Source organism: Georgenia sp. H159 (assembly GCF_035607575.1).
Classification (GTDB): domain Bacteria; phylum Actinomycetota; class Actinomycetes; order Actinomycetales; family Actinomycetaceae; genus Oceanitalea.
In genome coordinates, this window is the sequence record NZ_JAYDZY010000006.1 from 153175 (window position 1) to 179988 (window position 26814).

General features: G+C 71.8%; 26 protein-coding genes. 13 read left to right on the top strand and 13 right to left on the bottom strand.

Translation table 11 applies throughout. The features are described from left to right. Positions 1-29 precede the first annotated feature (29 nt). Positions 30-818 (bottom strand): SDR family NAD(P)-dependent oxidoreductase, encoded by a 789-nt coding sequence (locus tag VR894_RS08870; RefSeq protein ID WP_324651020.1) that lies wholly within the window; start codon positions 816-818, stop codon positions 30-32. Between the two features lie 130 nt (positions 819-948). Between VR894_RS08870 and VR894_RS08875 the strand changes: the two genes are divergently transcribed. The 4 genes from VR894_RS08875 (at position 949) to VR894_RS08890 (ending at position 4281) form a co-directional block, all read left to right on the top strand. Beyond that, positions 949-2466 (top strand): SIR2 family protein, encoded by a 1518-nt coding sequence (locus tag VR894_RS08875; RefSeq protein WP_324651021.1) that lies wholly within the window; start codon positions 949-951, stop codon positions 2464-2466. Positions 2467-2649: 183 nt separating this feature from the next. Beyond that, the gene (locus VR894_RS08880) at positions 2650-3549 is read left to right on the top strand and encodes an oxygenase MpaB family protein (RefSeq protein ID WP_324651022.1); all 900 of its coding nucleotides are present in this window, start codon (positions 2650-2652) and stop codon (positions 3547-3549) included. A 122-nt stretch (positions 3550-3671) separates the two neighbouring features. Continuing rightward, on the top strand, positions 3672-3866 hold the full coding sequence (locus VR894_RS08885; protein WP_324651023.1) for a helix-turn-helix transcriptional regulator: 195 nt from the start codon (positions 3672-3674) through the stop codon (positions 3864-3866). Then, positions 3853-4281, top strand: coding sequence for a hypothetical protein (locus VR894_RS08890; protein ID WP_324651024.1), 429 nt, complete (start codon positions 3853-3855; stop codon positions 4279-4281). Before VR894_RS08885 ends, VR894_RS08890 begins: the two co-directional genes overlap by 14 nt. A 54-nt stretch (positions 4282-4335) precedes the next feature. On the opposite strand, the gene VR894_RS08895 is transcribed toward VR894_RS08890, so the two are convergent. From VR894_RS08895 to VR894_RS08910, 4 genes are all read right to left on the bottom strand, one after another. After that, complete coding sequence (locus VR894_RS08895; RefSeq protein WP_324651025.1) at positions 4336-4917, bottom strand: CueP family metal-binding protein; 582 nt, start codon at positions 4915-4917, stop codon at positions 4336-4338. Between the two features lie 56 nt (positions 4918-4973). Continuing rightward, entirely contained in the window at positions 4974-5969 is a 996-nt protein-coding gene (locus VR894_RS08900) for an asparaginase (RefSeq protein WP_324651026.1), read from the bottom strand. 28 nt (positions 5970-5997) lie between these two features. Further along, on the bottom strand, positions 5998-6417 hold the full coding sequence (locus tag VR894_RS08905; protein ID WP_324651027.1) for an ATP-binding protein: 420 nt from the start codon (positions 6415-6417) through the stop codon (positions 5998-6000). A 152-nt stretch (positions 6418-6569) separates the two neighbouring features. After that, on the bottom strand, positions 6570-6938 hold the full coding sequence (locus VR894_RS08910; RefSeq protein ID WP_324651028.1) for an STAS domain-containing protein: 369 nt from the start codon (positions 6936-6938) through the stop codon (positions 6570-6572). A 242-nt stretch (positions 6939-7180) separates the two neighbouring features. Between VR894_RS08910 and VR894_RS08915 the strand changes: the two genes are divergently transcribed. The 3 genes from VR894_RS08915 (at position 7181) to VR894_RS08925 (ending at position 9772) form a co-directional block, all read left to right on the top strand. Next, on the top strand, positions 7181-7930 hold the full coding sequence (locus VR894_RS08915) for a GAF and ANTAR domain-containing protein (protein WP_324651029.1): 750 nt from the start codon (positions 7181-7183) through the stop codon (positions 7928-7930). 76 nt (positions 7931-8006) lie between these two features. Next, the gene (locus VR894_RS08920) at positions 8007-8969 is read left to right on the top strand and encodes a TIGR03885 family FMN-dependent LLM class oxidoreductase (RefSeq protein WP_324651030.1); all 963 of its coding nucleotides are present in this window, start codon (positions 8007-8009) and stop codon (positions 8967-8969) included. 86 nt (positions 8970-9055) lie between these two features. Next, positions 9056-9772, top strand: coding sequence for an alpha/beta hydrolase (locus VR894_RS08925; protein WP_324651031.1), 717 nt, complete (start codon positions 9056-9058; stop codon positions 9770-9772). Between the two features lie 4 nt (positions 9773-9776). Here the strand turns inward: VR894_RS08925 and VR894_RS08930 are convergent, their stop codons facing one another. Further along, entirely contained in the window at positions 9777-10307 is a 531-nt protein-coding gene (locus VR894_RS08930) for a class I SAM-dependent methyltransferase (RefSeq protein WP_324651032.1), read from the bottom strand. A 141-nt stretch (positions 10308-10448) separates the two neighbouring features. Here VR894_RS08930 and VR894_RS08935 point away from each other — a divergent pair, with 141 nt between their 5' ends. After that, on the top strand, positions 10449-12122 hold the full coding sequence (locus VR894_RS08935; protein ID WP_324651033.1) for an alpha-amylase family protein: 1674 nt from the start codon (positions 10449-10451) through the stop codon (positions 12120-12122). Between the two features lie 195 nt (positions 12123-12317). On the opposite strand, the gene VR894_RS08940 is transcribed toward VR894_RS08935, so the two are convergent. From VR894_RS08940 to VR894_RS08970, 7 genes are read right to left on the bottom strand one after another with little or no spacing between them, the layout of a single operon-like run. Beyond that, positions 12318-13520: a glycine C-acetyltransferase gene (locus VR894_RS08940; RefSeq protein WP_324651034.1), complete on the bottom strand. Its 1203-nt coding sequence runs from the start codon at positions 13518-13520 to the stop codon at positions 12318-12320. Positions 13521-13530: 10 nt separating this feature from the next. Beyond that, positions 13531-14583 carry an L-threonine 3-dehydrogenase gene (gene tdh / locus VR894_RS08945; RefSeq protein ID WP_324651035.1) on the bottom strand — a complete coding sequence of 351 codons (1053 nt, stop codon included), beginning with the start codon at positions 14581-14583 and terminating at the stop codon, positions 13531-13533. A 50-nt stretch (positions 14584-14633) separates the two neighbouring features. Continuing rightward, positions 14634-16358 (bottom strand): ABC transporter ATP-binding protein, encoded by a 1725-nt coding sequence (locus tag VR894_RS08950; protein ID WP_324651036.1) that lies wholly within the window; start codon positions 16356-16358, stop codon positions 14634-14636. Beyond that, a complete protein-coding gene (locus tag VR894_RS08955) occupies positions 16355-17152 on the bottom strand; it encodes an ABC transporter permease (RefSeq protein ID WP_324651037.1) in 798 nt (265 codons plus the stop codon). The genes VR894_RS08950 and VR894_RS08955 overlap by 4 nt, the downstream gene beginning before the upstream one ends. After that, positions 17149-18183, bottom strand: a complete 1035-nt coding sequence (locus VR894_RS08960; RefSeq protein ID WP_324651038.1) for an ABC transporter permease — start codon at positions 18181-18183, stop codon at positions 17149-17151. Before VR894_RS08960 ends, VR894_RS08955 begins: the two co-directional genes overlap by 4 nt. A gap of 41 nt (positions 18184-18224) precedes the next feature. Beyond that, complete coding sequence (locus VR894_RS08965) at positions 18225-19823, bottom strand: ABC transporter substrate-binding protein (RefSeq protein WP_324651039.1); 1599 nt, start codon at positions 19821-19823, stop codon at positions 18225-18227. A gap of 29 nt (positions 19824-19852) precedes the next feature. Beyond that, positions 19853-21055: an amidohydrolase family protein gene (locus tag VR894_RS08970; RefSeq protein ID WP_324651040.1), complete on the bottom strand. Its 1203-nt coding sequence runs from the start codon at positions 21053-21055 to the stop codon at positions 19853-19855. Positions 21056-21292: 237 nt separating this feature from the next. On the opposite strand from VR894_RS08970, the gene VR894_RS08975 reads away from it, so the two are divergent. The 5 genes from VR894_RS08975 to VR894_RS08995 all read left to right on the top strand — a co-directional run bounded on the left by VR894_RS08975 (position 21293) and on the right by VR894_RS08995 (position 26645). Next, positions 21293-22081: a GntR family transcriptional regulator gene (locus VR894_RS08975; protein ID WP_324651041.1), complete on the top strand. Its 789-nt coding sequence runs from the start codon at positions 21293-21295 to the stop codon at positions 22079-22081. A 55-nt stretch (positions 22082-22136) separates the two neighbouring features. Further along, positions 22137-23060, top strand: a complete 924-nt coding sequence (locus VR894_RS08980) for a nucleoside hydrolase (protein WP_324651042.1) — start codon at positions 22137-22139, stop codon at positions 23058-23060. An 81-nt stretch (positions 23061-23141) separates the two neighbouring features. Further along, entirely contained in the window at positions 23142-24029 is an 888-nt protein-coding gene (locus tag VR894_RS08985) for a mechanosensitive ion channel family protein (RefSeq protein WP_324651043.1), read from the top strand. A 113-nt stretch (positions 24030-24142) separates the two neighbouring features. Further along, on the top strand, positions 24143-24721 hold the full coding sequence (locus tag VR894_RS08990; protein WP_324651044.1) for a M15 family metallopeptidase: 579 nt from the start codon (positions 24143-24145) through the stop codon (positions 24719-24721). A gap of 34 nt (positions 24722-24755) precedes the next feature. Further along, positions 24756-26645 carry an NHL domain-containing thioredoxin family protein gene (locus tag VR894_RS08995; protein WP_324651045.1) on the top strand — a complete coding sequence of 630 codons (1890 nt, stop codon included), beginning with the start codon at positions 24756-24758 and terminating at the stop codon, positions 26643-26645. The last annotated feature ends 169 nt before the right edge of the window (positions 26646-26814 follow it).

Here is a 26814-nt window from a genome sequence, read left to right on the forward strand (position 1 = left end):
CAGGTGACGCCGGACGACGCGCCTCGCGGTCAGTCGTCCTGCGGCTTCGTCAGCCGCGCCTGCGTGGCGGCCTTGACCTGCTCGGGCAGCGCCTTGGAGGCCCGCGACATGAGGGTGTTGCGCACCGTGGACCCGACGACGGCGTCGTCCTTGCCGGCGAGCATCGCGGCGACGCCGTCACGGGCGACCTCGGCCGGGTCGTCCTTGCTGTCGCTCTGCCCCACGCGGGTCTCCTCCATCCCGGCGCGCTCGAAGAACTCGGTGTCGGTGGGGCCGGGCATCATCGTCGTGACGGTGACCCCGGTGTCCTTGAGCTCGTACCGGACCGACTGGGCGAAGTTGAGCGCGAAGGCCTTGGAGGCGCTGTAGGTCGCGTAGTACGGGCCGGGCAACATGCTCGTCACCGAGCCGGTGACGAGCACCCGGCCGCTGCCGGCCGTGACCATCCGCGGGAGCAGCCGCTTGGCCAGGTGGACGACGGAGGTGATGTTGAGCGCGATGAGCTCGAGGTCGTCGTCGAGCGCGGTCTCCACGAACGGCCCGCCGACGGCGACTCCGGCGTTGAGCACGAGGGCGTCGACGGCCCGGTCCCCCACCGCCTCGACGAGGTCCTCCACACCGTCGTAGGTCGCCAGGTCCGCCTGGAGGGACTCGACGGCGAGCTCCGGGATGTCGTACTGCGCCTCCTCGACGGCCGGGTCCTCCGCGCACAGGAGCAGGTCGTACCCCTCCTCGGCGAGCACGCGGGCGACCTCGCGGCCGATCCCGCTCGAGGCTCCCGTCACGACGGCGAACGGGCGACGGTCGGTGGCAGACATGGCGGTCCTCCGGGGTCGGGTGGCGACAGGGTAGGCGCGTCGGCTCCGGGACGCGCGGGATATCCTGTCCACACCCTTGTCCACGGGTTGTGCATGCGCGATTCAGGATCGCTCCGAGTGCCGTCGAGGCATGCGTGGCGGTCACGTCTTCGTCGTCCAGGGCCGGATCGGGAACCTGGACTGCGATGCGATCGTCGTGCCCACGGACCGGGACTTCGTCGTGGAGCCCCCGTGGCACGCCGCTCTCGGCGGGGTCGCGGAGGACGAGGTCGCAGGTCTGGAACCGGAGGGATGGCGCGAGCGCGGCTTCGGGCGCGGCCGGTCGCCGGACCTGGTTCAGCCGGCGTGGTTCGTCGACGTCGTCCGCGGCCCCGGCCCCGCCGTGGAGGAGCTCGCCGCTGTCATGGACCGGCTGCGTGGCGCGCTGGAGGACATCGCCGCCACCCGGCCGGCTCCCGGCGCCGGACGCGAGAAGGTGCTCGTGGCGCTGCCGACGCTCGGCACGGGAGGGGGCGGCTTCGGGGAGATCACCGGGACGGTCGTCGACCAGCAGCTCGCGACGTGCCGGGACGTCGTCTCGCGGCACGACCTCGACGTCGTCGTCGTCGCCGCCAGCGCGTCGGACTACACCGCCCTCCAGGGCGCCCGGCTCGCGACGGGCCTCGAGCCGGACCTCGGTCGCGACACGGCGGCCGCGGCCCGTGAGCTCGCCGGGCGGGCGCGGTGCGGGGAGCTGGCGCTGTTCATCGGTGCCGGGGTGAGCATGGCCGCCGGCCTCCCGTCGTGGGAGGCGCTGATCTCGACCATCGCCGAGCGCCACGACATCGACCTCGACGACGTCCCCTCCGCCCTCGACCGTGCCGAGCTGCTCCGCCGTGAGCTCGGTGAGGACTTCGGCGACGCCGTCGCGCAGGAGTCCTCCCGCGTGAGCCGGTACGCGATCACCCACAGCCTCCTCGCGGCCCTCGGCTGCCGGGAGGTCGTCACGACGAACTACGACGCGCTCTACGAGAAGGCCGTCCGCGACATCAGCGGCACCGGTCCGGTACCCGTGCTGCCCTACGACGAGCCGCGCAGCGACAGCCCCTGGCTGCTCAAGATGCACGGCGACGTCAACGACCCCGCAAGCATCGTCCTCACCCGCAGCGACTTCGTCCGCTACGACTCCCGTTCCCGACCGATGGGCTCGGTGGTCCAGTCGCTCATGCTCACGCGGCACCTGCTCGTGGTCGGCGCCTCGCTCACCGACGACAACTTCCTCCGGCTGGCGCACGAGGTCGTCGACTTCCGGCAGCACGGCCCCTCGGGAGAGGAGCCACGGGCCCCCCTCGGCACGGTCCTGGACCGCCGGCGGGTCGAGGGCAAGGCGCGGCTGTGGGAGGGCGTCTTCGAGTACGTCGCGGCCTCCACGTGCGAGCGGCCCGAGGAGCAGTCGCGCGACCTGGCGATCGTGCTCGACCTCCTGGCCGCGCACGCAGCAGGCACCGCCCACCTGCTCGACCGGCGCTACGACTACCTGCTCGCCTCCGACGAGGAGCGGGAGACCGCAGCTGCCGCACGGCGGCTCCACGACCGGGTCGCCCGGCTCGACGGCGGGTGGCGCGAGCTTGGGGAGGTGCTCGGCCGGCTCGGCGCCGACCGGGACTAGCGGTCCAGCTGGAGCCGTCCCCACGCGGAGACCGTCAGGAGCCGCTCGGGCGGTCGCTGCTGGTCTGCCGTCACCACCCGGACACTAGTGGTCGTGCCCGCGTGCGCACACGGCTCGGGGCGAGACTCACATCCCTGGGTCTCGGGCGCGCGGCAGGCGCAGCGCCCCCGCACACTGGAGGGCATGACGCCAGTGCATGCCGCGCGTAAGCGGCTCAGTGACGTGCTCCTGTCCCGGGTGGCTGGTCCGGAGGCGCACGAGGCGCGCCAGCGCATCCACGGTGAGCCCGGGCCGCGGTGGTTCGCGGCCGGAGACCCGATCCAGCGCGTGCACGGGGACGCGTCGATGTACGTCGGCGGGCTGCGCGCGCTGCTGCTGCAGTCGCTCCACCCGCTCGCGATGGCGGCGGTGGCCCAGCACTCGGACTACCGCACCGACCCGTGGGGGCGGCTGGCGCGCACGAGCACCTTCCTCGCCGAGACGACCTACGCGCGCGTCGAGGACGCCGAGCGCGCCATCGCCGTCGTCCGGGCGGTCCACCGGCACATCAGCGGGACGACGGCGGACGGCCGTCCCTACCGCGCCGACGACCCGCACCTCATCACCTGGGTGCACATCGCCGAGATCGACAGCTTCCTCACCGCGCACCAGCGCTTCGGGTCGCGCGCGCTGACACCCGCGGAGACCGACACCTACGTGGCGCAGGCCGCGGGGGTGGCCCGACGCCTGGGCGGGGAGTCGGTGCCGACGTCGTACGCCGAGCTCAAGCAGTCCCTCGCGGCCTACCGCCCCGAGCTGGAGTCGACCCCGGAGGCGCTCGAGGCGGCGGAGTTCCTGCTCCACCGCCCGCCCGTGACCGGGACGGCACGTGCGGGGTACGCCCTCATCGGGCGCGCGGCGGTCGCGACCCTGCCCCGGTGGGCGCGTGAGCCGCTGCGCCTCCCCGACCACCCGCTGCGCGACGCAACAGGCGGGCGGCTCGCCGGCCACGTCGCGACCGGCAGCCTGCGCTGGGTCCTCGGCGGGGTCGCACCGGTCGAGGAGCCGGCGGACGACGGCGCCTCCGCGGCCGGGCACCGGTAACGGCCGTCCCCGCTGGGCACCGGAGGGGCCTCCTCGCACGCCGGCCCGACAAGGGACCTTGACACCCTGCCGCGTGTCAAGCACACTTTCCATGGTCAAGCAGGCTTGTCACTGGAGGCCGGATGCGCAACGACGTCCGCGAGCTACGGCTCGCCGCCGGACTCTCCCAGGCCGCACTCGCCGAGGCGCTGCAGGTCTCGCGCCAGACGGTCAACTCCATCGAGACGGGCCGCTACGACCCGTCACTCCCCCTCGCGATCGCGATCGCGCGCCACTTCAACCGCCACGTCGAGGAGATCTTCCATGCCGGTCACTGAGCTCACCACCAGGCAGAAGGCACTCGTCGCCGGCCTCTGCCTGCTCGCCGTCGCCGCCCTGGTGAGCGTCGGACTGCTCCTGCGCGAGCACGCGCCGGGCAACATGGGCAACGGCTTCCTCGCCGGCGGTGGCATCGCACTGGTCGGCTTCGCCGTCATGGCGTGGCGGACCGCACGCCGGCCGGAGCAGACGACCACCTTCGAGCGAGGCTGGACGCAGTCCGGCGACGAGCGGGACGACGCCGTGCTCACCCGTTCGCTCGCCGTCCTGGGACTGCTGGCGCTACCGCTCACCGGGGTCGCAGGGATCGCCGTCGCCCTCGGGGTCGACACGTCCGCGGCCCTGGCGGTCCTGCTGCTCGCCGAGATCGGTGCGCTCGCCGTGGCGTTCGCGGTGATCAACCGGCGCAGCTGAGGGCGCTCGACGAGCGGACCGCACGGCCTGCCGAGCGCCCGCGCGCTGCCCGGCTCAGGTCAGCTGCAGCGTGGTGATGCAGGTGGGGTCCTCGGGCCCGGTCGCGATCGGGACCTCGCCCGTGTACCCGTCGTAGCTCACCTCGAGGGTTCCCTCGAAGCCCCGCGGCAGCCAGTAGCCGGCGAACCCGTTGGCGTATGTCGTCGTCGTCTCGTCGACGAGGACGTCGCCGTCGCTCGAGGTGAGGGTGACGTCGATGTCCTGCTCGACGAGCTCCCCCTGGCAGGTGGTGAGCGAGTGGTAGTAGCACTCGTGGGTGGAGTCGACGTACGGCGCGAAGGACACGTAGAACTCCTCCTCCGGCAGCTCGACGGCGAGCTCCTCGCTCCCGTCGGTGACGACGAGCTCCTCGGCTCGGACCGAGGCCATGAGGTCGGCGGGCCGGTCGGCACCACCGAGACGGTCGAGGTGGTCGACGATCTCCTTGCCGCTCAGCCCGTCGAGGTCGTACGCGGCGAGCAGTGGCGCGTCGGCAGCCGGCGCGGACGCGTCGCCCGGGGCGTCGGTCGCTGAGCAGGCGGTGAGGGACAGGAGCAGGGCGGCGGCTGCGGCGGCCGCGGTGCGGTTTCGAGGCATATGTCCAGTCTGCGTGATTGTCGCTGCCGCGTGCAGGGTCCTTGGTCCCACGGCGCTCACACGAGGGAGCGCTGCTCGAGCGCCGCCGCGAGCTGCGCGTCCCGGTACCCGGCGGAGAGGAGCACATGGAGCAGCAGCCGGGCCTTGGGGCCGGTCAGCTCCCCCGCCATGAGCGCACCCGCCTCGATGAGCCGCGTCTCCGACCCGAGGTACCCGTAGGTTGCCCGGCCGGTGCCGCCCCGCGCCGTCCGCGACGCGACCACGACGACGACGCCGCGTCCCAGCGCCGCCGCGAGCTCACCGAACGTGTCGGCCGAGACGTGACCGAGCCCGGTGCCCTCGACGACGACGGCGGTGAAACCGGCGTCGAGCACGGCCCGCACCAGCCGGCCGTCGTCGGCCAGGGGCGCCGCGACGAGGGCGACGTCGACGGGTCCCGGGCCCGGTGCCGGGAGGGCCGGCGGGCGTGGTGTCCTCGGCGCGGTGAAGCGGGGGTGGTGTTCGTGGACCCGGCCGACCGGGCCGAAGCCCGGTGAGCCGAAGGCGTCCAGCGCGGTGGAGCTGTGCTTGGTGACACGGGCGGCGAGGTGGACCTCGTCGTTGAGCACGACGAGCACTCCCCGCTCCCGGGCCTCCGGCGCGAGGGCGACGCGTGCGGCGGCGATGAGGTTCGCCGGGGCGTCGGTGCTCGGCAGGTCGACCTGCCGCATCGCCCCGGTGACGACGAGGGGTGCCGGGCGGTCCCACAGGACGTCGAGGAGGTAGGCCGTCTCCTCGAGGGTGTCGGTGCCGTGCGTGAGGACGACGCCGTGTGCGCCGTCGTCAACCTGGTCGCGTGCCCACCCGAGCGCGGTGAGGACGTCGACGAGGTCGATGGAGGCCGAGGGCTTGGTGCACACCGTCGTCGTGCGCAGGCCGGCGAGGTCGGCGAGCTGGGGAACGCCCCGGACGAGGGCGTCCGCGTCGAGGCGGGGCTGGGCGGCGGCCCCGGGAGCGGGAGCCGTCATGCCGATGGTCCCGCCCATGGCGCCGACGGCGAGGGTGCGCTGCATCCCGACAGGATGCCATCGCTCGCCGGGTTCAGCGGTCGAGGTCCGGAGCTGCCGGGAGGTGGGCCCACACGTGTTTGCGCGGTGCGTCGGTGTGCTCGCGGTACCAGCCCCAGGCCGTACTCGCCCGACCGATGACCCGCAGGCCGTGGCCGCCCGCCTGCCCAGGCACGGGGTCGCGGGGTACCGGGGCCTCGTCGACGTTGCCGTCCTGGACGTCGACCAGCCAGCCCTCATGAGTCCGGTACAGGCTGATGACGAGGGGTGGGGCACCGTACTTGAGCCCGTTGGTCGCGAGCTCGCTCACCGCGAGCACGAGCAGCTGTCGCGCGGTTCGGCCGGCCTGCTCGAGGCCGTCCCCCGACGCGGCCTCGGCCGTCCGCGCGCGCAGCTCGGAGAGGTCACCGACGTGCGAGAACGACCACTGTCCGAGCGCCGCGTCCGTCGCCACGGGGGGTCGTTCCTCGGGTGGGGAACTGGGCCCTGCTGGCACGTGGCGTTCCCCTCCGGTGAGCCTGCGGCTCCCGCGCCGATGACGTCACGAGCCCTGTGCCGTCAGGCTACGTGTACGCGAGCGCTGAGGCATCGCGAGACGGGCCGCGCTCAGGACGGAGGCGCGGGCGTGAGCTCCACTGGCGCTGCCGAGCCCGCGAGGTCGAGCAGGATCTCCAGGGACGCGCACGGTCCGTAGACGACGAGCCGCCGTCCGTGGCGGCGTAGGCGGGATCCGACCTCGGCCAGCACGTTGAGCCCGGCGACGTCGCAGAAACTGACCTTCCGGAAGTCGACGACCAGGTCGCCGCCGTCGGGCTCGGGGCTCGGAACCAGGGCCGCTGCCAGGGCGGTCGCAGTGCTGGCGTCGAGCTCCCCGCTGACCACGACGTGGGGGCCGCCGAAGCCGTCCCCGGCCTCCACCGTCAGCTGCCCTGCGGACGCCCACGGCGGTGCGTCACGAACGGGCTCCAGTGCCACGGCCGCCACCTCCCAGACCTTGCAGTCTCCGGGTGGCAGCAAGCACCCCGGCCGGCGAAATCCGCCGCGGCTCCGGTCCGAACCGTTGCGGCAACCATAAGGCATGCGGACGCGGCGGGACAGAGAATCGGGACCTGTGTGATGATGGAGATGCTGGTGTCTCCCCGAACGCGCCGACAGCGGCGCGCCGTCCCCGGTGCACGACAACGCTGGGCCCATACCCCAGGGATCGTCCGTGAGTCATGGCCCGGCACGACCACACCGCGACATCGACCGAGACCGCCGTGCGTGACACCCTCCAGAGCCTGCTCCTCGGGACCGAGGACGTCGAAGGCTTCCTCCAGGAGCTCGCCGAGCTGGCGGCCTCCGTCGTCAGTGGCCAGGTCCACGCGGGCGTGACGGTCTCCCGGGACGGTCATGCGATGACCGTGGCCAGCAGCGACGCCGAGGCAGCGCAGTACGACGAGGTGCAGTACGCGAGGGGCGAGGGCCCGTGCCTCACCTCGCTTCGCACAGGTGAGACGACGATCATCGGCGATCTCGCTACCGACGACCAGTTCCCGCAGTACCGGCTCCCGGCCCTCGCCATGGGGATCCGCTCGATCCTCTCCCTGCCGCTCGACGGCGGAGACCAGGCGGTGGGGGCGCTGAACCTCTACTCCCGGAGATCCCACGCCTTCGGCGAACGCGAGACGGCCGAGGCACAGCGGTTCGCCGACGAGGCCTCCCGGGCGCTGAGCCTGGCTGTGCGACTGGTCCAGCACGTCGAGCTCACCGAGCAGCTCCGGGCCGCCATGACGTCGCGGTCGGTCATCGACCAGGCGATGGGCATCATCATGGGACAGAACCGGTGCAGCGCGGAGGAGGCCTTCGCGGTGCTGCGCGCGGCCTCCCAGCACCGCAACGTCAAGCTGCGCGTCGTGGCGCAGGAGATCGTCACATCCGTCACGGACAGCGCAGCCGGGGGCGGCCCACCTGCAGCGCGGGGCTGACCGCGGCGGCGACCCGGACGGGTGCGGGGCACCGGGTCGACGTGCCGCCACGCGGCACCCACGCTACACAGGTGCCATGCCCTCCTACGGATTTCATGCCTCGCACGAGCAGATCGCCCCCTCCCAGCTGCTGCGCGACGTGCAGCAGGCGGAGCGCGCGGGCTTCGACATGGCCATGTGCTCCGACCACTTCGCCCCCTGGTCCACCCGCCAGGGCAACTCCGGCTTCGCGTGGTCCTGGCTCGGGGCCGCACTGGCGACGACGAACCTGCGCCTCGGCACCGTCAACGCGCCGGGTCAGCGCTACCACCCCGCGATCGTGGCGCAGGCGTCGGCCACGCTCGCGGAGATGTTCCCCGGACGGTTCTGGGTGGCCCTCGGCAGCGGGCAGAACATGAACGAGCACATCACCGGTGAGAAGTGGCCCGGCAAGGACCAGCGCCAGGAACGTCTGGAGGAGGCGGTCGAGGTGATCCGGCGGCTGCACTCCGGTGAAGAGCTCACCTTCCGGGGACGGCACGTCGTCGTCGAGCGTGCCCGCGTCTACTCGCTGCCGCAGGACCCGCCACGGCTCATCGGCCCGGCGCTGTCCCCCACCACCGCGGCGCGGGCGGCACGGTGGGCCGACGGTCTCATCACGATCAACACCGACCTCGGGGCGATGCGCGAGATCGTCGACGCCTACCGGGAGAACGGCGGCACCGGCACGCTCGCTCTCCAGGTGCACGTCTCGATCGCACCGACGATGAGCGAGGCGCGTGACATCGCCCGTGACCAGTGGCAGAACCACCCGTTCGCCGAGCCGATCCCCCACGACACCGCCACCCCCGAGGACTTCGACATCATCGGCCAGTTCGTTCCCGACGAGAAGATCGCCGACGCCGTCGTCGTCACCGACTCCGTGGCGGGTCTGGTCGAGCGGCTGCGGGAGTTCGAGCAGCTCGGGTTCGACGAGGTGTACCTCCACCACGTCGCGCAGGACCAGCGACCGTTCCTCGAGCTGGCCGAGCGGGAGCTGCTGCCGGCACTCCGCGGCTGACCAGCCGCTGGGCCGAACCCCGACGTACGGCCCGCGACTCGTCGGCACGCCGATGAGTTCTGCCGACGCACCTGGTCGGTACGGCCATGGCAACCTTCGTCCTCGTCCCCGGCGCCGGCGGCTCGGCGTGGTCCTGGCACCTCGTCGCGCACGAGCTCGAGGCCCGCGGCCACCGCACCATCCCCGTCGACCTTCCCGCCGACGACGACGCCGCAGGGCTGGGCACGTACGTCGCCACCGTCGTCGGGGCGGTGCCGCCCGGCAGCGACGACCTCGCCGTCGTCGCGCAGTCGATGGGTGCGCTCACCGCGCCCCTGGTCTGCACCCACCTGCCGGTCCGGCTGCTCGTCCTGCTCAACGCGATGATCCCGAGCCCGGGAGAGACCGGCGGTGAGTGGTGGCAGACCACCGGTCAGGCGGCAGCGATGGCCGCCCACGCCCGCGAGCTGGGCCTGGACCCGAACGACCTGGAGGACCCGGCCGTCCTCTACGGCCACGACGTCCAACCGGACCTCTTCGCCGAGAGCGGCCGGCGGATGCGCGACCAGTCGGGACGGCCGTTCGAGGAGCCGTGGCCGCTGACGAGGTGGCCGGACGTCCCCACCCGGGTCGTCACCGCTCGGGAGGACCGCCTCTTCCCCCGCGAGTTCCAGCACCGCCTGGCGCGCGAGCGGCTCGGGATCACGCCCGACGAGATCGACGGCGGGCACAGCGCCATGCTCAGCCGCCCCGCCGAGGTGGCCGTGCTGCTCGACCGCTACGCCAGCGAGATCATCGCTCCCGCCATGGAGGCACGCGGCTGACCGCTCAGGCGCCAGGCACGGCGGACACGGCCACCAGGTGCCGCCTGGCGGGCATGGCGTTGCGTACCGTGACGGCCGTCCTCCGGCTCACGGACGACGTCCACCCGGCGCGCGCCAGGGACGCCTCGACGCCCCCGACCACCCACGGGTCCGCACCGGGCGGCTCGTACACGAGGTGGAGCACTCCCCCGGGCCGCAGCACACGCCGCAGCGCGGCGAGCTCGTGCCTGGCGTCGGACGTCCAGAACACGTTGACGTTCACCCCGAACGCGACGTCGATCCCGGCGTCGGGCAGGTCGAGGTCGGCGATCGCCACCTGCTGCAACGACACCCGGCTCCGGCCGGGCACCCCGGCCAGCCGTGCCGCGGCACGTCCCACCGCCGTCGCCGAGCGGTCCACCCCCACCACGCGGGCAGCCGGCAGCACCTCGGTGAGCAGCGCCAGCGCGGCCCCCGGCCCACAGCCGATCTCCAGCACCGTCTCCGGCCCGGACGCCGCCACGAGCTCGACCGCCCACCGCTGCCGGTCCGCCACGCGCCACCTCTCCCGCACGTCGATCCTCGTCCGCACCCGCGACGAGGGCGAGCGTGGTGATCGTCCCCCACCGGATGCCGACGCGCTCCCCCACCGGTACACAGGGGGGCGACCCACCCCCACCTCCAGGGAGACCGCACGATGACCCGCATCACCGAGACCTCCGACCAGTGGTGGAAGACCGCCGTCATCTACTGCCTCGACGTCGAGACCTTCCTCGACTCCGACGGCGACGGCGTGGGCGACATCGCCGGTCTCGTCGAGCGCATCGACTACCTCGCCGAGCTCGGCGTCACGTGCCTGTGGCTCATGCCCTTCTACCCCACGCCGGACCGGGACGACGGCTACGACGTCATGGACTTCTACGGGGTGGACCAGCGGCTGGGGAACCACGGCGACGTCGTCGAGCTCATCCGCACGGCCAAGGACCGCGGGATGCGGGTGATCACCGACCTGCTCATCAACCACACCTCCGACCAGCACCCGTGGTTCAAGGCGTCCCGCAAGTCGAAGGACAACCCGTTCCGCGACTACTACGTGTGGCGCTCGGACACCCCGCCGGACACGTCGGACATGGCCGTCTTCCCCGACAAGGAGGACGGCATCTGGACGTACGACGAGCGGACCGAGGAGTGGTACCTCCACCACTTCTACTCCCACCAGCCCGACCTCAACGTCGCCAACCCCAAGGTGCGCGACGAGATCATGAAGGTCATCGGGTTCTGGCTCGAGCTGGGGATCGACGGCTTCCGGGTCGACGCCGTGCCCTTCTTCCTCGAGGACGTCGGCATGAGCGGCCAGGACGCCGACGCGATGGCCGAGCCGCACGACCACCTGAAGAACATCCGCGCGTTCCTCTCCCGGCGCCGGGGCGACGCGATCCTCCTCGGCGAGGTCAACGTCCCCCACGAGGAGCAGGTGAAGTACTTCGCCGACGGGCAGCAGCTGCACATGATGTTCGACTTCGTCACCATGCAGAAGCTCTACCTGTCCCTCGCCCGCGCGGACGCCGGGCCCCTGACCGAGGCCCTGCTCGCGCGTCCGCAGATCCCCGAGGACTGCCAGTGGGCGACGTTCGTGCGCAACCACGACGAGCTCACCCTGGACAAGCTCACCGAGGAGGAGCGCCAGGAGGTCTTCGCCGCCTTCGGCCCCGAGGAGCGCATGCAGCTCTACGGCCGCGGGCTCAAGCGGCGCGTCCCCCCGATGGTCGACGGCGACCCGCGCCGCGTCCGGCTCGTCTACTCGCTGCTGTTCTCGCTCCCGGGCACACCCTCCTTGTTCTACGGCGAGGAGATCGGCATGGGCGAGGACCTCGAGGCGGAGGGCCGCATGGCCGTGCGCACGCCGATGCAGTGGTCCCCGGAGAAGAACGGCGGCTTCTCCACCGCCCCGCCCTCCAAGCTCGTCGCGCGCCCGGTGCCCGACGGCTACGGTCCGCAGTTCGTCAACGCCTGGGACCAGATGCGCGACCACGACTCGCTGTGGAACTTCGTGCGCCACCTCGTGCAGATCTACCGCTCCCACCCCGAGCTCGGTCGCGGCAGCTTCCAGGTCCTCGACCAGCCGCACCCCGAGGTGCTCGCCCACTGCGTCACGTGGGAGGACCGCATCGTCGTCGCCGTGCACAACCTCAGCGGCGACGCGCACGCCGTGCCGCTGCGCCTCGACATCCCGGGCGGGTCGGTCCTGGAGAGCCTGCTCAGCCGCGAGGAGCACGAGACCGACGACGACGGCGCGGTGCAGCTGGACCTGGACGGCTACGGCTACCGGTGGTTCCACGTGCACCCGCCGCACAAGCTCCGGCTGCCGTGACCCTCCATCGCCTCCCGACCCGCGGCAGCTCACCCCCACTCTCGAGATCTCACTGGGCTACGAGGAGACGCTTGCCCGCACCCCGGCGCGATCGGGTCGGCGGAGTGCTCGACGCCGCCCGAGCTGAGCCCGACGGACACGACTACCGGCGGTCCACCGCGCCCGCGTCCTCGTTGTGATGTCAGGGGCGGCAGGTCAGCCGACCTCGTCGCGGGCGGCCGTGAACGCCTGGACACATGCACGGACGTCGTCCACGGAGTGCGCGGCCGAGAGCTGGACCCGGATGCGTGCCTTCCCCTTCGGCACGACGGGGTAGGAGAAGGCGATGACGTAGACACCTCTGGCCAGCATGGCATCGGCGATCTGCGACGCCACGCGTGCCCCGTTCTCACCGGGGAACATCACCGGCACGATCGGGTGCTCCCCCGGCAACAGGTCGAAGCCGGCCTCGGTCATGAGCTCGCGGAAGAGCGCGGCGTTGCGCCGCAGCGCCTGCCGCGGTTCGCCCGAGTCGCGGGCGATCTCCAGGGCCTTGAGCGAACCGGCCACGACGGACGGCGCGACGGCGTTGGAGAAAAGGTAGGGCCGCGCCCGCTGCTTGAGCAGGTCGACGATCTCCTGGTGCGCCGCGACATACCCGCCGGAACCTCCGCCCAGCGCCTTGCCGAAGGTCCCGGTGAGGATGTCGACGCGGTTGTCGACGCCGTCGAAGACGCCGCACGCCTCGTGGCTGCCGCGGCCGCCGGACCCGACGAAGCCGGTGGCGTGGGAGTCGTCCACCATGACCAGCGCGCCGAACTCCTCAGCGAGGTCACAGATCTCCGGCAGCGGCGCGAGGTAGCCGTCCATCGAGAACGCGCCGTCCGTGACGATGAGAGTGCGTCGCACTCCGGCTGCACGACCGGCCTCGAGCTGGGCGCGCAGGTCGTCCATGTCCCGGTTGCGATAGCGGTAGCGCTGCGCCTTGGACAGGCGGACGCCGTCAATGATCGAGGCGTGGTTCAGCTCATCGGAGATCACCGCGTCCTGCGCCCCCAGCAACACCTCGAAGATCCCACCGTTGGCATCGAAGCAGGACGGGAAGAGGACGGCGTCCTGCGTCCCGACGAAGTCGGCGATGGCCCTCTCCAGGTCGCGGTGCTGGGTCTGGGTGCCGCAGATGAAGCGAACCGAGGCCATCCCGAAGCCCCAGTCGTCCAGTGCCTGGCGGGCAGCGGCCACGATGTCCGGGTGGTCGGCGAGGCCGAGGTAGTTGTTCGCGCAGAAGTTGAGCGCGTCCCCCGTCGTCGTGCCGATGTGGGCAGACTGCGGCGTGGTGATCAGCCGCTCGTTCTTCGTCAGCCCGTCCGCGTCGATCTGGTCGAGCTCGGCGCGTAGCTGCTCCTTGACTCGGTACATCTCTCTCTCCTCAGCTCCAGTCCATGATGACCTTGCCGACCTCGCCGGATCGGACAGCGGTGAACGCGTCCTCCCACTGCTCGGCCGGGACGCGGTGCGTGATCACCGAACGCACCCGATCGCGGAGCTGGTGAGATGTCATCAGCATCGACGTCGCCTTGTACCACGTGTCGTACATCTCCCGCCCGTACACCCCCTTGATCGTAATCATGCGGGTGATGACGGTGCTCCAGTCGATGGCGAACGGCTCCGGTGGCAGCCCGAGCAGCGCGACCTTGGCACCGTGCGTGCAGTTCTCGATGAGCTCGGTGACCGCGTCGGCGCTACCCGACATCTCGAGCGCGACGTCGAAGCCCTCCACCATGCCCAGCTCTCGTTGCGCGTCAACGATCCGCCCCTTGCGCACGTCGACAACCACGTCCGCGCCCGCACCTCGGGCGAGCTCCAGCCGTGTCGCGGACACGTCGCTCACCACCACATGTCGCGCCCCTGCGTGCCGCGCGATCGCCGCGGCCATGACCCCGATCGGCCCCGCACCGGTGATGAGCACGTCCTCCCCGGCAAGCGGGAAGGAGAGGGCGGTGTGCACCGCGTTGCCCAGCGGGTCGAACAGGGCACCGAGCTCCGGATCGATGCTGTCGGACTGGCCCCAGACGTTGGTGTGGGGAACCACGACGTAGTCGGCGAACCCGCCGTCGCGGTCGACCCCCAGGTTCGAGGTGTGCGCGCACATGTGCTGGCGACCCGCTCGGCAGTTACGACACGTCCCGCAGATGACGTGCCCTTCCACCGAGACACGCTGCCCCACCTCCAGGCCGCAGCGGTCACCGGTCGGCACGCCTTCCCCGAGCTCGACGATCTCGCCGTAGAACTCATGGCCGACAACGAGAGGCGGCCGCAGCACCGAGGCGGCCCAGTCGTCCCACCTCTCGATGTGCAGGTCCGTACCGCACAGCCCCGCTCGTAGGACCCGGATCTTCACCTCACCGCGACCAGGCACGGGCTCGGGCACGTCTCTCAGCTCGAGTCCGGGCCCCGCGTGGGGCTTCACGAGTGCACGCATGAGGATCCTTTCGAAAGGGCCCCGATGACGGGGAGCCTTCCGGGCAGTGGTCAGGTCGACGCAGCTTGCCCGGGAATGGCGGCGATGAGCTCTCGGGTGAACTCGTGGCTTGGTGATCCGAGCACGTGCTCGGTCGTACCGGCTTCGAGGAGCCGCCCGGAGCGCATGACGGCGATGTCGTCCGAGACCTGGCGGATCACGCCGAGGTCGTGGGAGATGAACAGGTAGGAGAGCTCAAACTCTGCCTGGAGGTCGACCAGAAGCTGCAGGACCTGCTCCTGGACCGAGACGTCCAGAGCGGACACCGGTTCGTCGAGCACGATGAGCTCCGGACCGATCATCAAGGCCCGGGCGATCGCCACCCGCTGACGCTGCCCGCCGGAGAGCTCTGCCGGCCGGCGTTCGGCCAGCTCCGGGCTGAGCCGCACGTGCCCGAGCATGTCTCGAACCTGTCGCGCCCGCTCCGCGCGGCTCCCGACACCGAACGCTCGGAGAGGCTCGGAGACGATCCGCTCGACAGACATCCGCGGGTCCAGCGAGCCGAACGGGTTCTGGTAGACCACCTGTATGCGGCGCCGCAGCTGGCGCAGGTCCTCACCGGCCAGGTCGGTGATGTCCTCGCCGTCGAACTCGATCCTGCCCGCATCGGGCTTGTCACCGACACGCGCGGCGATCCGCGCGGTCGTCGTCTTCCCTGAGCCGGACTCCCCCACGATCGAGAAGGTCGATCCTCGGCGAACACCGAACGACACCTCGTCGACCGCGCGCAGTGTCTCCCGACCCGAGGGCCCTGCCAGCGTGAAGCTCTTCCGCAGCCCCTCGACCTGGAGGATCGGTCCGTCCGGCGCGGACGGGGACCGTACGGCGCGCTGCTGAAAACCGACGAACTCCCGCTCCGGCGAGCCGGGGCCGTCCGCACGACGGCGCGGGACCAGGCGTCGCGGTGCCAGCCCGGGAGCGGCCCTGACCAGGGCGCGGGTGTAGGCGTGCGTCGGATCCGAGAGGATCTCACCGGTCTGCCCGTGCTCGACGACGCGCCCCTGGCTCATCACCAGGACGTAGTCGGCCCGGTCCGCGGCCACCGCAAGGTCGTGGGTCACGAGCAACACACCCGTCCGGTGCCGCTCGACCAGGGTGTCCATCGCGTCGAGGACATGCCGCTGCACGGTGACGTCCAGCGCACTCGTCGGCTCATCCGCGATGACCAGCTGCGGCTCGCACGCCCAGGCGATCCCGATGAGGACGCGTTGGCGCATACCGCCGGACAGCTGGTGCGGGTACTGCCGTGCCCGGGCGCCCGGGTTGTCGATCCCGACCTCACCGAGGATCCGCACGGCCTCCTCCGCCGCCGACCGACGGCTCAGCCGTCGGTGCAGGCGCAGCACCTCGGCGACCTGCTCGCCGATCTTGATCAGCGGGTTGAGCGAGGTGCTCGGGTCTTGCGGCACGAACCCGATCTGCCCCCCGCGCACCGATCGCATCGCCCGCTCCGAGAGCGTGCGCAGGTCGCGGTCGCCGAACACGATCGACCCCTCGTCGATCTGACCTCCGCGGGGCAGCTTCCGGATGAGCGCCTGCGCCATCGTGCTCTTGCCCGACCCCGACTCACCGACCAGCGCGACGATCGCGCCCTGCTTGACCGTGAACGCGGCCTCGTGCACCACTCTGGTGCGCGCCTTGCGTCCGGCGTAAGAGATGGACAGGTCCCGCACCTTCAGGACGTCCGCCGTCTCGTCGCTCGGCGCGCGGGTACGGCCGGCTGGTCCATTCCTCATGACTGGTCTCCGATCGATCGAGCGATCCGGTTCACCGCGAGGACGACAACCAGGATGACGATGCCGGGAAGGATGCTCATGGACGGGGTGACGGCGACGAAGTCACGGCCCGCGGCCACCAGGGCGCCCCACTCCGGCGACGGCGGTGGAGCCCCGAACCCCAGGAACGTCAGGGCGGACACCGACAGGACCGCTTGCCCCAGCTCCAGTGCCGCCATGGCGACGATGGGCCTGGCCGCGTTTGGCAGGACGTGCTGGAACGCGATGGCCGGTCCGCGGGCTCCCAGGGTGCGGGCCGCCTCGACGTACTCCTCGCCACGGATACGGAGCACCTCCGAGCGCATGACGCGCGCGTAGCTGCCGGCGGCGCCGAGCCCGACACCGATGGCGATGGGCAGCGGGCCGAACCCCAGGGACGCCACGACGATGAGGGCGAGCAGGATGCCGGGCACCGCGATGAGGACGTCGACGAACCGCATGATGACGAAGTCGACGCGGCCCCCGACGAAGCCGGAGAGCAGACCGACCAGGGCACCGGCGCACACCCCGACGGCGACCGCCAGAGCGGCGGCGACGAGCGAGAGCCGCGCGCCGTGGACGACCCGGGAGTACACGTCCCGGCCGAGGTTGTCGGTGCCGAACCAGTGGTCGCCGCTCGGGCCGAGCAGCCGCTCGGCGGGCACCGAGGCGAACGGGTCGTGGGTGGCGAGCAGACCGGGGGCCGCCGCGGCGACGACGGCGAGGAGGACCGCGAACCCGGCGAGCAGGAAGCCCGGCTGGCGCAGGTACCTCATGGCTGCCGCCGCTCGGTCTCGACGGTGCCGGCCACCGCTGCCGCGTCGCGCGGCGGCTTCTGCCGCCCGCCGCCCCCGCCGATCTGGATCCGTGGGTCGATGACGCCGTACAGGATGTCGACCACGAGGTTGGCGCCGGCGTACACGGCACCGACCATGAGGACCACGCCCTGGATCACGTTGATGTCCCGGGCGAGCACCGCGTCCACCGTCATCGTCCCGATGCCGTCCCGGGCGAAGACGGTCTCGACCACGGCGGTGCCCCCGGCCAGGTAGCCGATCGCCAGACCGATGATGGTGATCGAGGGCAGCGCCGCGTTCCGGAGCAGGTGCTTGACGAAGATCCGGTGCGGCGGCACGCCCTTGGCGACCGCGATGAAGGTGAACTGGCTGCTGCCGGCCTCGAAGATGGCCGCGGAGAAGACCTGGAAGAACATTGCGCCGACCGGGAGCGCCAGGGTGATGCTCGGCAGGATGATGCTGCCCGGCGCCCGGGTACCCGAGGACGGGAGCCACCCGAGCGTGAAGGCGAAGATCGAGATCAGCACCAGGCCGCTGAGGAAGGCGGGGATCGCCACCCCGAACGGGGGGATCTGCAGCAGCGCCCGATGCATCCACTTCTTCGGCGCGACGTAGGCCAGGTAGGTGATGACCACGGCCCCGAGCACGCCGAGGAGCAGCGCGAGCCCCCCGATCCGGGCGCTGTACGGCAGCGCCCGGGCGATCATCTCCGAGACGGGGGCACCGGTCGAGATGGAGGTGCCGAGGTCCCCGCGCGCCAGGTCGACCAGGTGGCGGGCGTACTGCTCCCAGAGCGAGCCGTCCAGCCCGTACCGCACGCGCAGCTCATCGAGCTCGGCCGGGTCGATGACCGTGCCCGAACCTCCCTTGGCGGCGAGCGCGGAGACGAGCGGGTCCCCGGGCAGGAAGTGGATGAGCGCGAAGGTCAGCGTGTAGGTGGCCAGGATGACGAACGCGAACTGCCCGAGCCGCCGCAGCACGAAGCCCGTCCACGCTCTCGTCGCCGACATCGCCTACCTCCTCACCTCGTTCGCAGGACCGCGGGACCCGCTCAGTTGAACCGCACGTCGTACAGGTGGATGCGGGAGGAGGAGTCGAAGGTCAGCCCGGACACGTCGGCCACCGACGCGTGCACCTGCATCGGCTCGAAGAGAGGCACGATGTAGGCGTTGTCGATGAGGTACGCCTGGATGTCGGCGATGACCTGCTGCCGCTCCTCGGGGTCGGCGAGCCGGGTCTGCTCCTGGAGCATCTCCTCCAGCTCCGGGTCGTCGACGACCGCCCAGGGGGAGACGGCGTCGACCGAGAACATCGCCCGCAGCACGTCGGGGTCGGTCTGCGTCAGCCCGGCCCCGAGGAAGTCGTAGTCGTCCTCGGCGATGGCGCCGAAGAACTCTCCCGCCGTGACCGAGTTGATCTGCAGGTCGAGTCCGATCTCCGCGAGCTGCGCCTGGACGGACTCCAGGATGTCCTGGCCGTAGAAGGCCGTGACCGAGACGGTCAGCGGCTCGCCGTCCTTCTCGCGCACCCCGTCCGCTCCCATGACCCAGCCGGCGTCCTCGAGCACGGCGGCGGCCTGCTCGGGGTCGTGGGTGAGCGCCTCCGCCTGGCTCACGAACCCCGGCGTGGCCGACGTGAGCGGGCCCGAGGCGGGCACGCTCTGCGACCAGCCGGCGATCGCGATGAACTCCTCGCGGTCGGTGCCGAGGATCATCGCCTCGCGGACCGCCGGGTCGGAGACGATCGGGCGCTCGGTGTTCGGGACGAGCGAGTGCGCCACGCCGGGGTTGGCGCGGGCGTAGATGCGGTACTCGTCGGTGGTGAAGCGCGGCTCGTCGACGGCGGGCAGGGTCTGGATCATGTCGAACTCCCCTGTCCCCAGACCACCGGCACGTACCCCGTTCTCGGGCACGACCGGGAAGGTGACCGTGTCGAGGTGCGCCTCCCCGTCGTGCTCGCGCAGCTCCGAGGCCCAGTCGTAGCCCTCGCGCTTGGAGATCTCGACCGAGTTGTTCGGGGTGTAGGAGTCCAGGACGAACGGGCCCGTGCCGACGACCTGCTGGCAGCGCTCCTCGGCGCTGAGCTCCGTGGTGGCGTCCGAGACCAGACCGAGGGTGATGGTCGTGGCGCCCTGGAGGAACGCGGCGTTCGGCGCCTCGAACGTGACCCGGACGGTGCTCTCGTCGACGGCCTCGGCGCCGCTGTAGCCCGCGAGGTACTGCGAGGCGAGAGGGGCCGTGGACCCCAGCTCGCTCAGCGCGTCGAAGTTCTTCACCACCGTCTCGGCGGTGAGCGGGGTGTCGTCGGAGAAGGTGACGCCGTCGCGCAACGTGAACGTGAACTCGGTGAGGTCGTCGTTGGTCTCGTAGCCCTCCGCGAGCCACGGCACGATCTCCCCCGTCTCCGGGTCCTGGTCGAGCAGCGAGTCCGTGAGCTGACGCCCGATGTTCAGCGCGGTGGTGAGGGTGACCTGCTGGGGGTCGAGGCACACCGGGTCGTCCTGGACCGCCATCACGAGGTCGCCGCCCGCCTGGGCAGTTGCGTCCTCGGGAGGCTCACTCGGGTCACCACCGGAGCAGGCGGCGAGCAGCGCGAGGGAGGCCACCACTGTGACGGTGCGCGCGGTGATGCGTTGGTTCGCTGTAGTCATCATCTTTGACGTCACTTTCTCTGGGTTCCTCAGGCGGCCAGCTGGCCGTGTAGGACCATGCCGCGAGAGACCACCGCGACGATGTTCTCGGTACGGAGGTCCTCGATGCGCTCCCATGGCCGACCCCGCATCACGACGAAGTCGGCGTCGTAGCCGGGCTCGAGCCGGCCGATCGACGCGTCCAGCCGCACCGTCTGTGCGGCGTGTACGGTCGCCGAGCACAACGCTTCGGCGGGTGTCCAGCCGAAGAGCTCGGCCATGAGCCGCACCTCCTCCATCTGGTCCCCGAACCGGACGAACGCGCCGTTGGCGTCCGTCCCGAGGACGAAGCGCACCCCCGCGCGTCCGGCTGCGGGGAAGGTCTCGTCCCGGCGACGGACGACGTCGATCCCCTTGAGCTGCGCCTCCTCGCTGACCGGGATGCGAGCCTCGGCTATCGCGTTGTTGATCATCAGTGTCGGGGCCACGGAGATGTCGCCGTCCAAGATTCTGGGCACCTGCTCCATGGTGAGGCCGGTGCCGTGCTCGATGGAGTCCACACCGAGCTCGATGGCGATGTCGTTGCCGGCTGTCGTGTGACTGTGCGCCGCGACAGGCAGGTTCAGGGCGTGTGCTTCGTCGATGGTGGCCTCGATCTCGGCACGTGTCTGGTTCCGCCACCCGATCCTGTCGCCCATGGACAGCACGCCGGCGCTGGTGAAGATCTTGATGCCGTCCACGCCGGCGCGGGCGTACCGGCGGACGAGCTTGCGGCACTCGTCCGGACTGTCGGCGACAGGCGCGCGATGAGGATAGTGAGGCGGGATGAACAGGTCACCGTGCCCTCCGGTCATCCCGACAGCTCCGTGGACCAGCAGCCGGGGTCCTTGCACGAGTCCGTCGTCCAAGGCGCGCTTGACTGCGAGCTGCCGTTCATCACCGGCGAGGTCGCGGAGCGTGGTGACGCCGCCGCGTGCCGCGTCCTGCGCGTGCTTGGCGATGTGGAAGACCTGCTCCTCCCATGGCGTGATGAGGGGCCAGGTGACCCAGTCGGCACTCCCACCGCCCGCGTAGCCGGCGAGGTGGACGTGAGTGTCGATGAGGCCCGGGATGACGCTGAGCTGCGGCTCCCGAACGTCCCGGCTCGACGGCGCGACAGCCGCGATCCGGCTTCCGTCCCACGCCAGGTCGACGCTCTCGTGGGCCTGCTTCCCGTCCCACAGCGCCACGGCGCGCACCTCGTTGGTGGCCACTCGCTCTCCCTCCTGGATCCGGCAGTCGCACGACGTCCGGGCCGTCCACCTCGCCTATGAGGCTCCCTCGCTGGCCGGCACTTGTTTACAAGTTTGTGAACTGTGGCACATACTTGGTGACAAGTTCAACCCCCAATCCGGCAGCCGGGCACGGGCGGTGTGGTCCATCGACGGACGAAGGAGCGACATGGAGGACAGGACGCCCCCTGGCGGGCGGGTACCAGCGCAGGGGGCGACGTGACCGATGCCCTGACCGCCTCCGGTCGCGCCAGCCGGCCGGTGGTCCCCAGGCCCGTGATCACCGAGGACGAGCGCGTACTCTCGGGTGCGTTGCGGTGCATCCGTGAGGCGGCAGAGGCGGGGCGTCCGCTGCTCGGGGAGCTGCCGCTGGCTGAACGCCTGGGCTGCTCCAGGCAGCAGGTGCGACGCGCCCTGGCGGTCCTCGAACAGCAGGGCATCGTCAGACGGAGCCAAGGCGCTCCGACGACCGTTGACCCGCTCGCCCTTCGGCTCAGCTCCCGCTTCGACGCACGCGTCGAGTACTCCGAGGTCCTGGCGCGCATGGGGTACGCAGCCTCGGCCGAGGTGATGAGCTCGGGAGTCGGAGAGCTCGACGCGAAGATGGCCACCCTCCTGGAGATGAGTGCCGGGACCCGCTGCATCCGGGTGCGCCTGCGGTGGTTCGCCGATCACCAACCGGCCATGGTCGGGCTCTATACGCTGCCCCTTCCTGTCGGACACCGGGGCGACTTCAGTCCGACGGACTCGGTCTTCGACTCCGCTCGCGACGTCTGGGGCGAGGACATCGCCTGGGAGGTCGTCACCGCCGGTGTCAGCGTGCTCGGCCCGCGGGAGGCGCAGTGGCTCGACCTGACCGAGGGGGGCGCAGCGAAGCAGTGGGAGGTCGTCGGCGTCACCCTGTCCGGACGGCGGATCCTGCACTCCGCGGAGTTGCACCACCCCGACCTGCTGACCTACTCATTCGTCCGCAGCATCCGACCGCCGTGGAGCGTCGCGGGGAACTAGACGCCCACCGAACTCCGCCGAAGTCCGGCCCAGCACCCCAGTGAAGGAATGCCACATGCTGATCATCGATACGGATCCGGGGATTGACGACGCAGTCACCATCTTGGCGGCCCTCGCCGGCGATCCCGTTCCCGTCGACCACTTCGCCACGGTGTTCGGCAACGTGCCGCTGGAGCGGACCACCGAGAACCTCCACCTCGTGCTGCGCGCCGCCGGCCGCGCCGGGACACCGGTGGCAGTGGGCGCCGCGAGTCCGCTGTTCCGCGAAGCCGTGCACGCGCCGCACATCCACGGCAACGACGGCCTGGCGGGAATCACTGCCGGCCTGCCGAAGCCCGAGCTTGCAAACAGCCGGCTCGACCTGTCCTCGCTCATCCGGTCCAGCCCGACTCCGGTCACGTTCATCGGGCTCGGGCCGCTGACCAACCTGGCGGCGGCGCTGCTCACCGACCCCGAGATCGCAGCCAACATCGAGCGCGTGATCGTCCAGGGCGGTGCCGTGCTCACGTGGGGCAACACCACGCCGGCGGCCACGTTCAACCACTACAGCGATCCGGAGGCGGCGGCTGTGGTGTACCGGTCCGGCGTCCCGGTCGTGCAGGTGGGGATGGACGTGTGCAGGTACGCGGGACTCCGGGGAGAGACGCTGCTCCAGTTCCAGGACAGCACGTCGGAGGGCGGACAGTTCCTCTGGCAGATCTTCAGCCACCACTGGCGGCTGCGGGGCGGGGCGCTCACTGCCGAGTCCTTCTTGCCGTTCAACGACTCACTGTGCCTGGCCTACCTCCTGGAACCCGGCATGTTCACGAGCGAGGTGCTGGCGGTCGAGATCGAGATCACCAGCCCGCTCACCCGGGGGGCGACCGTCGCCGACTTCGACCGCAAGATGGGCCGCCCGGCGTCGGTGGAAGTCCTGCTCGACGTGGACCTCGAGGCCTACGCCTCCTTCATGACCGAGAGGTTGACCTCGCTGCTCTGATGCCGCCGGTGCCGTGACCGGCGCGGCCGTCCGCTGCCGTCCCGCTCGTGGGTCGCGCCCGCCGTTGGCATCATGAGCCGGATGGAGCCGCACACCGTGGAGGTCGACTGGGGTCTGCCCCCGATCGAGCCCGCCCAGGTGGGGGTGGGGCTGCTCGTCCTCGTCGGCGCGTACGTGCTCGGCCGGCTGCTGGAGGCTGCCCTGCGGCCCTACTGGCGCTGGCGCGGCCGCAGCCCGAGCTTCGCCACGGTGTTCGCCATGCTCACCAAGTGGCTCGTCACACTCATCGGCTTCGGTGCAGGACTGACGATCGCCTTCCCCAGCGTGCGGCCCGTCGACGTGCTCGGCGGCCTGGGAGTCATCTCGATCGCCGCCGGCATCGCCTTCCAGCAGGTGCTGGGCAACCTTTTCGCCGGGGTCATCCTCCTCGTCCGGGAGCCGTTCCGCGGCGGGGACCAGGTGGCGATCGGGGACGTCCGCGGCACGGTGGTGAGCATCAACCTGCGCGAGACGATCGTGCGCACCTTCGACGGCCGCCGCGTCGTCATCCCGAACAGCGTCGTGCACGACGGCGTGGTCACGGTGCAGACCGGGTACGAGCAGGTCCGCACCGCCGTCGTCGTCGGGGTCGCCTACGACGCCGACCTCGCACAGGCGCGCGAGGTCGCGCTGGCCGCGATGCACGGGCTGTCGGCCGTGGCGGAGGACCCCGCACCGGAGGCGCTGGTGACCCAGCTCGGGCCCTCGACGATCGACCTCGAGCTGCGCTTCTGGTCGGGAGCGCGGCAGCTCGAGACGCTGGAGGCGCGCTCGCAGGTCATCTCGGCCGTCGTGGGTGCGTACACCGAGCACGGCATCGCCATGCCCGCCGAGATCCGGGTCCTCGAGGCGTCGGCGGGGCTGGAGCAGGCCCTCGCCCACGCCGGCGAGGGCACCCCTCGCCGCGGTCGGCGGCGCACCACCCGCTGACGACCACGGCCGCCACGGGCGGGGCGGTCTACGACCGTGGTCGGACAGCGGGCTGCTCGGTGTCCACCGCCAGGCCGACGCGGGAACGGTGACGCTCGCGCCAGGCTGGCCCTGTGCGCACCGACGACTCCCCCGACCGACCACCCGCCCGCTGGGTGACCGTCGCGCTCGGAACCGCCCTCGTGCTGCTGGCCGCGGCGGTCCTCACCGCCATGCACCTGCTCGGTCCGGGCCGCGGAGCCAGTGCGACGACCACCGAGCCACCGTCCTGGCCGGGCCTCGCGGCCGACACCGTGGACCTCACGCCCGACAGCCTGGCCGGCCTGACCCCCGAGCTCGCCGAACGGTTCCTCGGTGCGCAGGACGCCGCCGCCGAGGCCGGCCTGAGCCTGCACGTCACCTCCGGCGCCCGGACCGCCGAGGAGCAGCAGCGGCTCCTCGACGATGCGGTCACCGAGCACGGCTCACCGGAGGAGGCCACCCGGTGGGTGCTGCCACCGGAGCAGTCGGCCCACGTCCAGGGCCTGGCGATCGACGTCGGCCCGCACGAGGCGCGTGCCTGGCTCGCCGAGCACGGCGCACGGTTCGGCCTGTGCCAGGTGTACGAGAACGAGCCGTGGCACGTCGAGCCGCTGACCGATCCCGGCGGCACCTGCCCACCGCTCGTGCGGGACGCGTCCGCCCTCGGCTGACCGGACGCGGGACGGCGCGTGTGAAAATGTCCGGGTGTCACCGACGTCCCGCACCCAGCCCCGTGTCCGCGCCTCCGAGCTCGTCGGCCGCGGCTGGCTCAACACCGGCGGCCGCGAGCTCACCCTGGGCGACCTGCGCGGCAAGATCGTCCTCCTCGACTTCTGGACGTTCTGCTGCATCAACTGCCTCCACGTCATCGACGAGCTGCGTGGGCTCGAGGAGCGCTACCACGACGTCCTCGTGACCATCGGCGTCCACTCCCCCAAGTTCGTCCACGAGGCCGACCCCGACGCCCTGGCCGCCGCCGTCGAGCGCTACGACGTCGCCCACCCGGTCCTCGACGACCCCGAGCTGACGACGTGGAAGGCCTACACCGCGCGCGCCTGGCCCACCCTCGTCCTCATCGACCCGGAGGGCTACATCGTCGGTCACATGGCCGGTGAGGGGCACACCCCGAACATCGCCGTCGCGGTCGAGCAGCTCGTCGCGGAGCACGAGGCCCGGGGCACCCTGCACCGGGGCAGCGGCCCCTACGTCCCGCCGGAGCCGACCTCCGGCCTGCTCAGGTTCCCCGCCAAGGCCCTCGCCCTGCCGACCGGCAACCTCCTCGTCGCCGACGCCGGGCACCACCGGCTCGTCGAGCTCGCGCCCGACGGCGAGACGCTGGTGCGCACCATCGGCTCCGGTGAGCGCGGGCGTGACGACGGCGCCGCCGACTCCGCCAGCCTCAGCGAGCCGAACGGCCTGTGCCTCCTGCCCCCGGAGGTCGCGCAGCAGGTGGGGTACGACGTCGTCGTCGCCGACACGGTCAACCACCTGCTGCGCGGCGTCCACCTCGGCTCCGGCACCGTGACGACGCTCGCCGGCACCGGTGAGCAGTTCATGGTCGGCGCACCGAACAACGTGCTGCCCGGCGAGGAGCCCGCGACCGAGGACTACGGCCCGGGCAGGCGCATCCGGCTCTCCTCCCCGTGGGACGTCGCATGGTCCGCCGAGGCTCGCGCCGTGGTCGTCGCGATGGCCGGCCACCATACGCTGTGGACCTTCGACCCCGCGGACGGCCACCTCGCCCGGCTCGGCGGGACGATGAACGAGGGCCTGGTGGACGGGGAGCTGCGCCAGGCGTGGTTCGCCCAGCCGTCGGGGCTGTCGGTCGGCGAGGACGGGCGCGTGTGGCTCGCCGACTCCGAGACCTCGGCCCTGCGCTACGTCGACGTGCCGGGCGCCCAGGTGCGCACCGTCGTCGGGCAGGGGCTCTTCGACTTCGGGCACCGCGACGGCCCCGCAGCGCAGGCCCTCCTGCAGCACCCGCTCGGGGTCGCGGCCCTTGCCGACGGGCGGGTCGCGGTCGCCGACACCTACAACGGCGCCGTACGCCTCTACGACCCCGCAACCGGTGAGGTCAGCACCGTCGCCACCGGTCTCGCCGAGCCCTCGGGCCTGCTCGTGGACGACGACGGCGCGCACCTGGTCGTCGTCGAGTCCGCCGCCCACCGGCTCACCCGCGTCCCCGTGCCCGACGGCGCCGCGCACCGGCACGACGGCGGCGCCCACCGCACGCACCGGCCCGTCACGGAGGTCGCGCCGCGCTTCACGCTCCGCGTGGTGTTCACCCCGCCGGCCGGTCAGAAGCTCGACGACCGTTTCGGGCCGTCGACCCAGCTGTCCGTGTCCGCCGACGCGCTCGTCGCCGGCGGCGGGACCGGGACCGAGCTCGAGCGCCAGGTGACGCTCGGCCTCGGGTCGCTGGGCGCGGAGGACGACGGCCGGACCGTCCTGTCGGTGACCGCGAAGGCGGCCTCGTGCGACGCGGACAGCGGCGTGGAGTTCCCGGCGTGCCACCTCGCCGCTCAGGACTGGGGCATCCCGGTCCGGGTCGTGGAGGGCGGGCCGGAGGAGCTGGTCCTCAACCTGCACGGCTGACGGGACGCGGGCGCCGCGGCCCCGCCCTCTCCTGACGGGCGCGGCCCGGGTGGCAGTGGTGGAGGATGGCCGGATGGACGGCGGCGACCGCCGGCGGGCAGCCGGCGCACGTGCAGGGGCGCGGCACCGACCTCGGGCCGGGTCAGGAGTCCACTCGGTCGCCACGGCA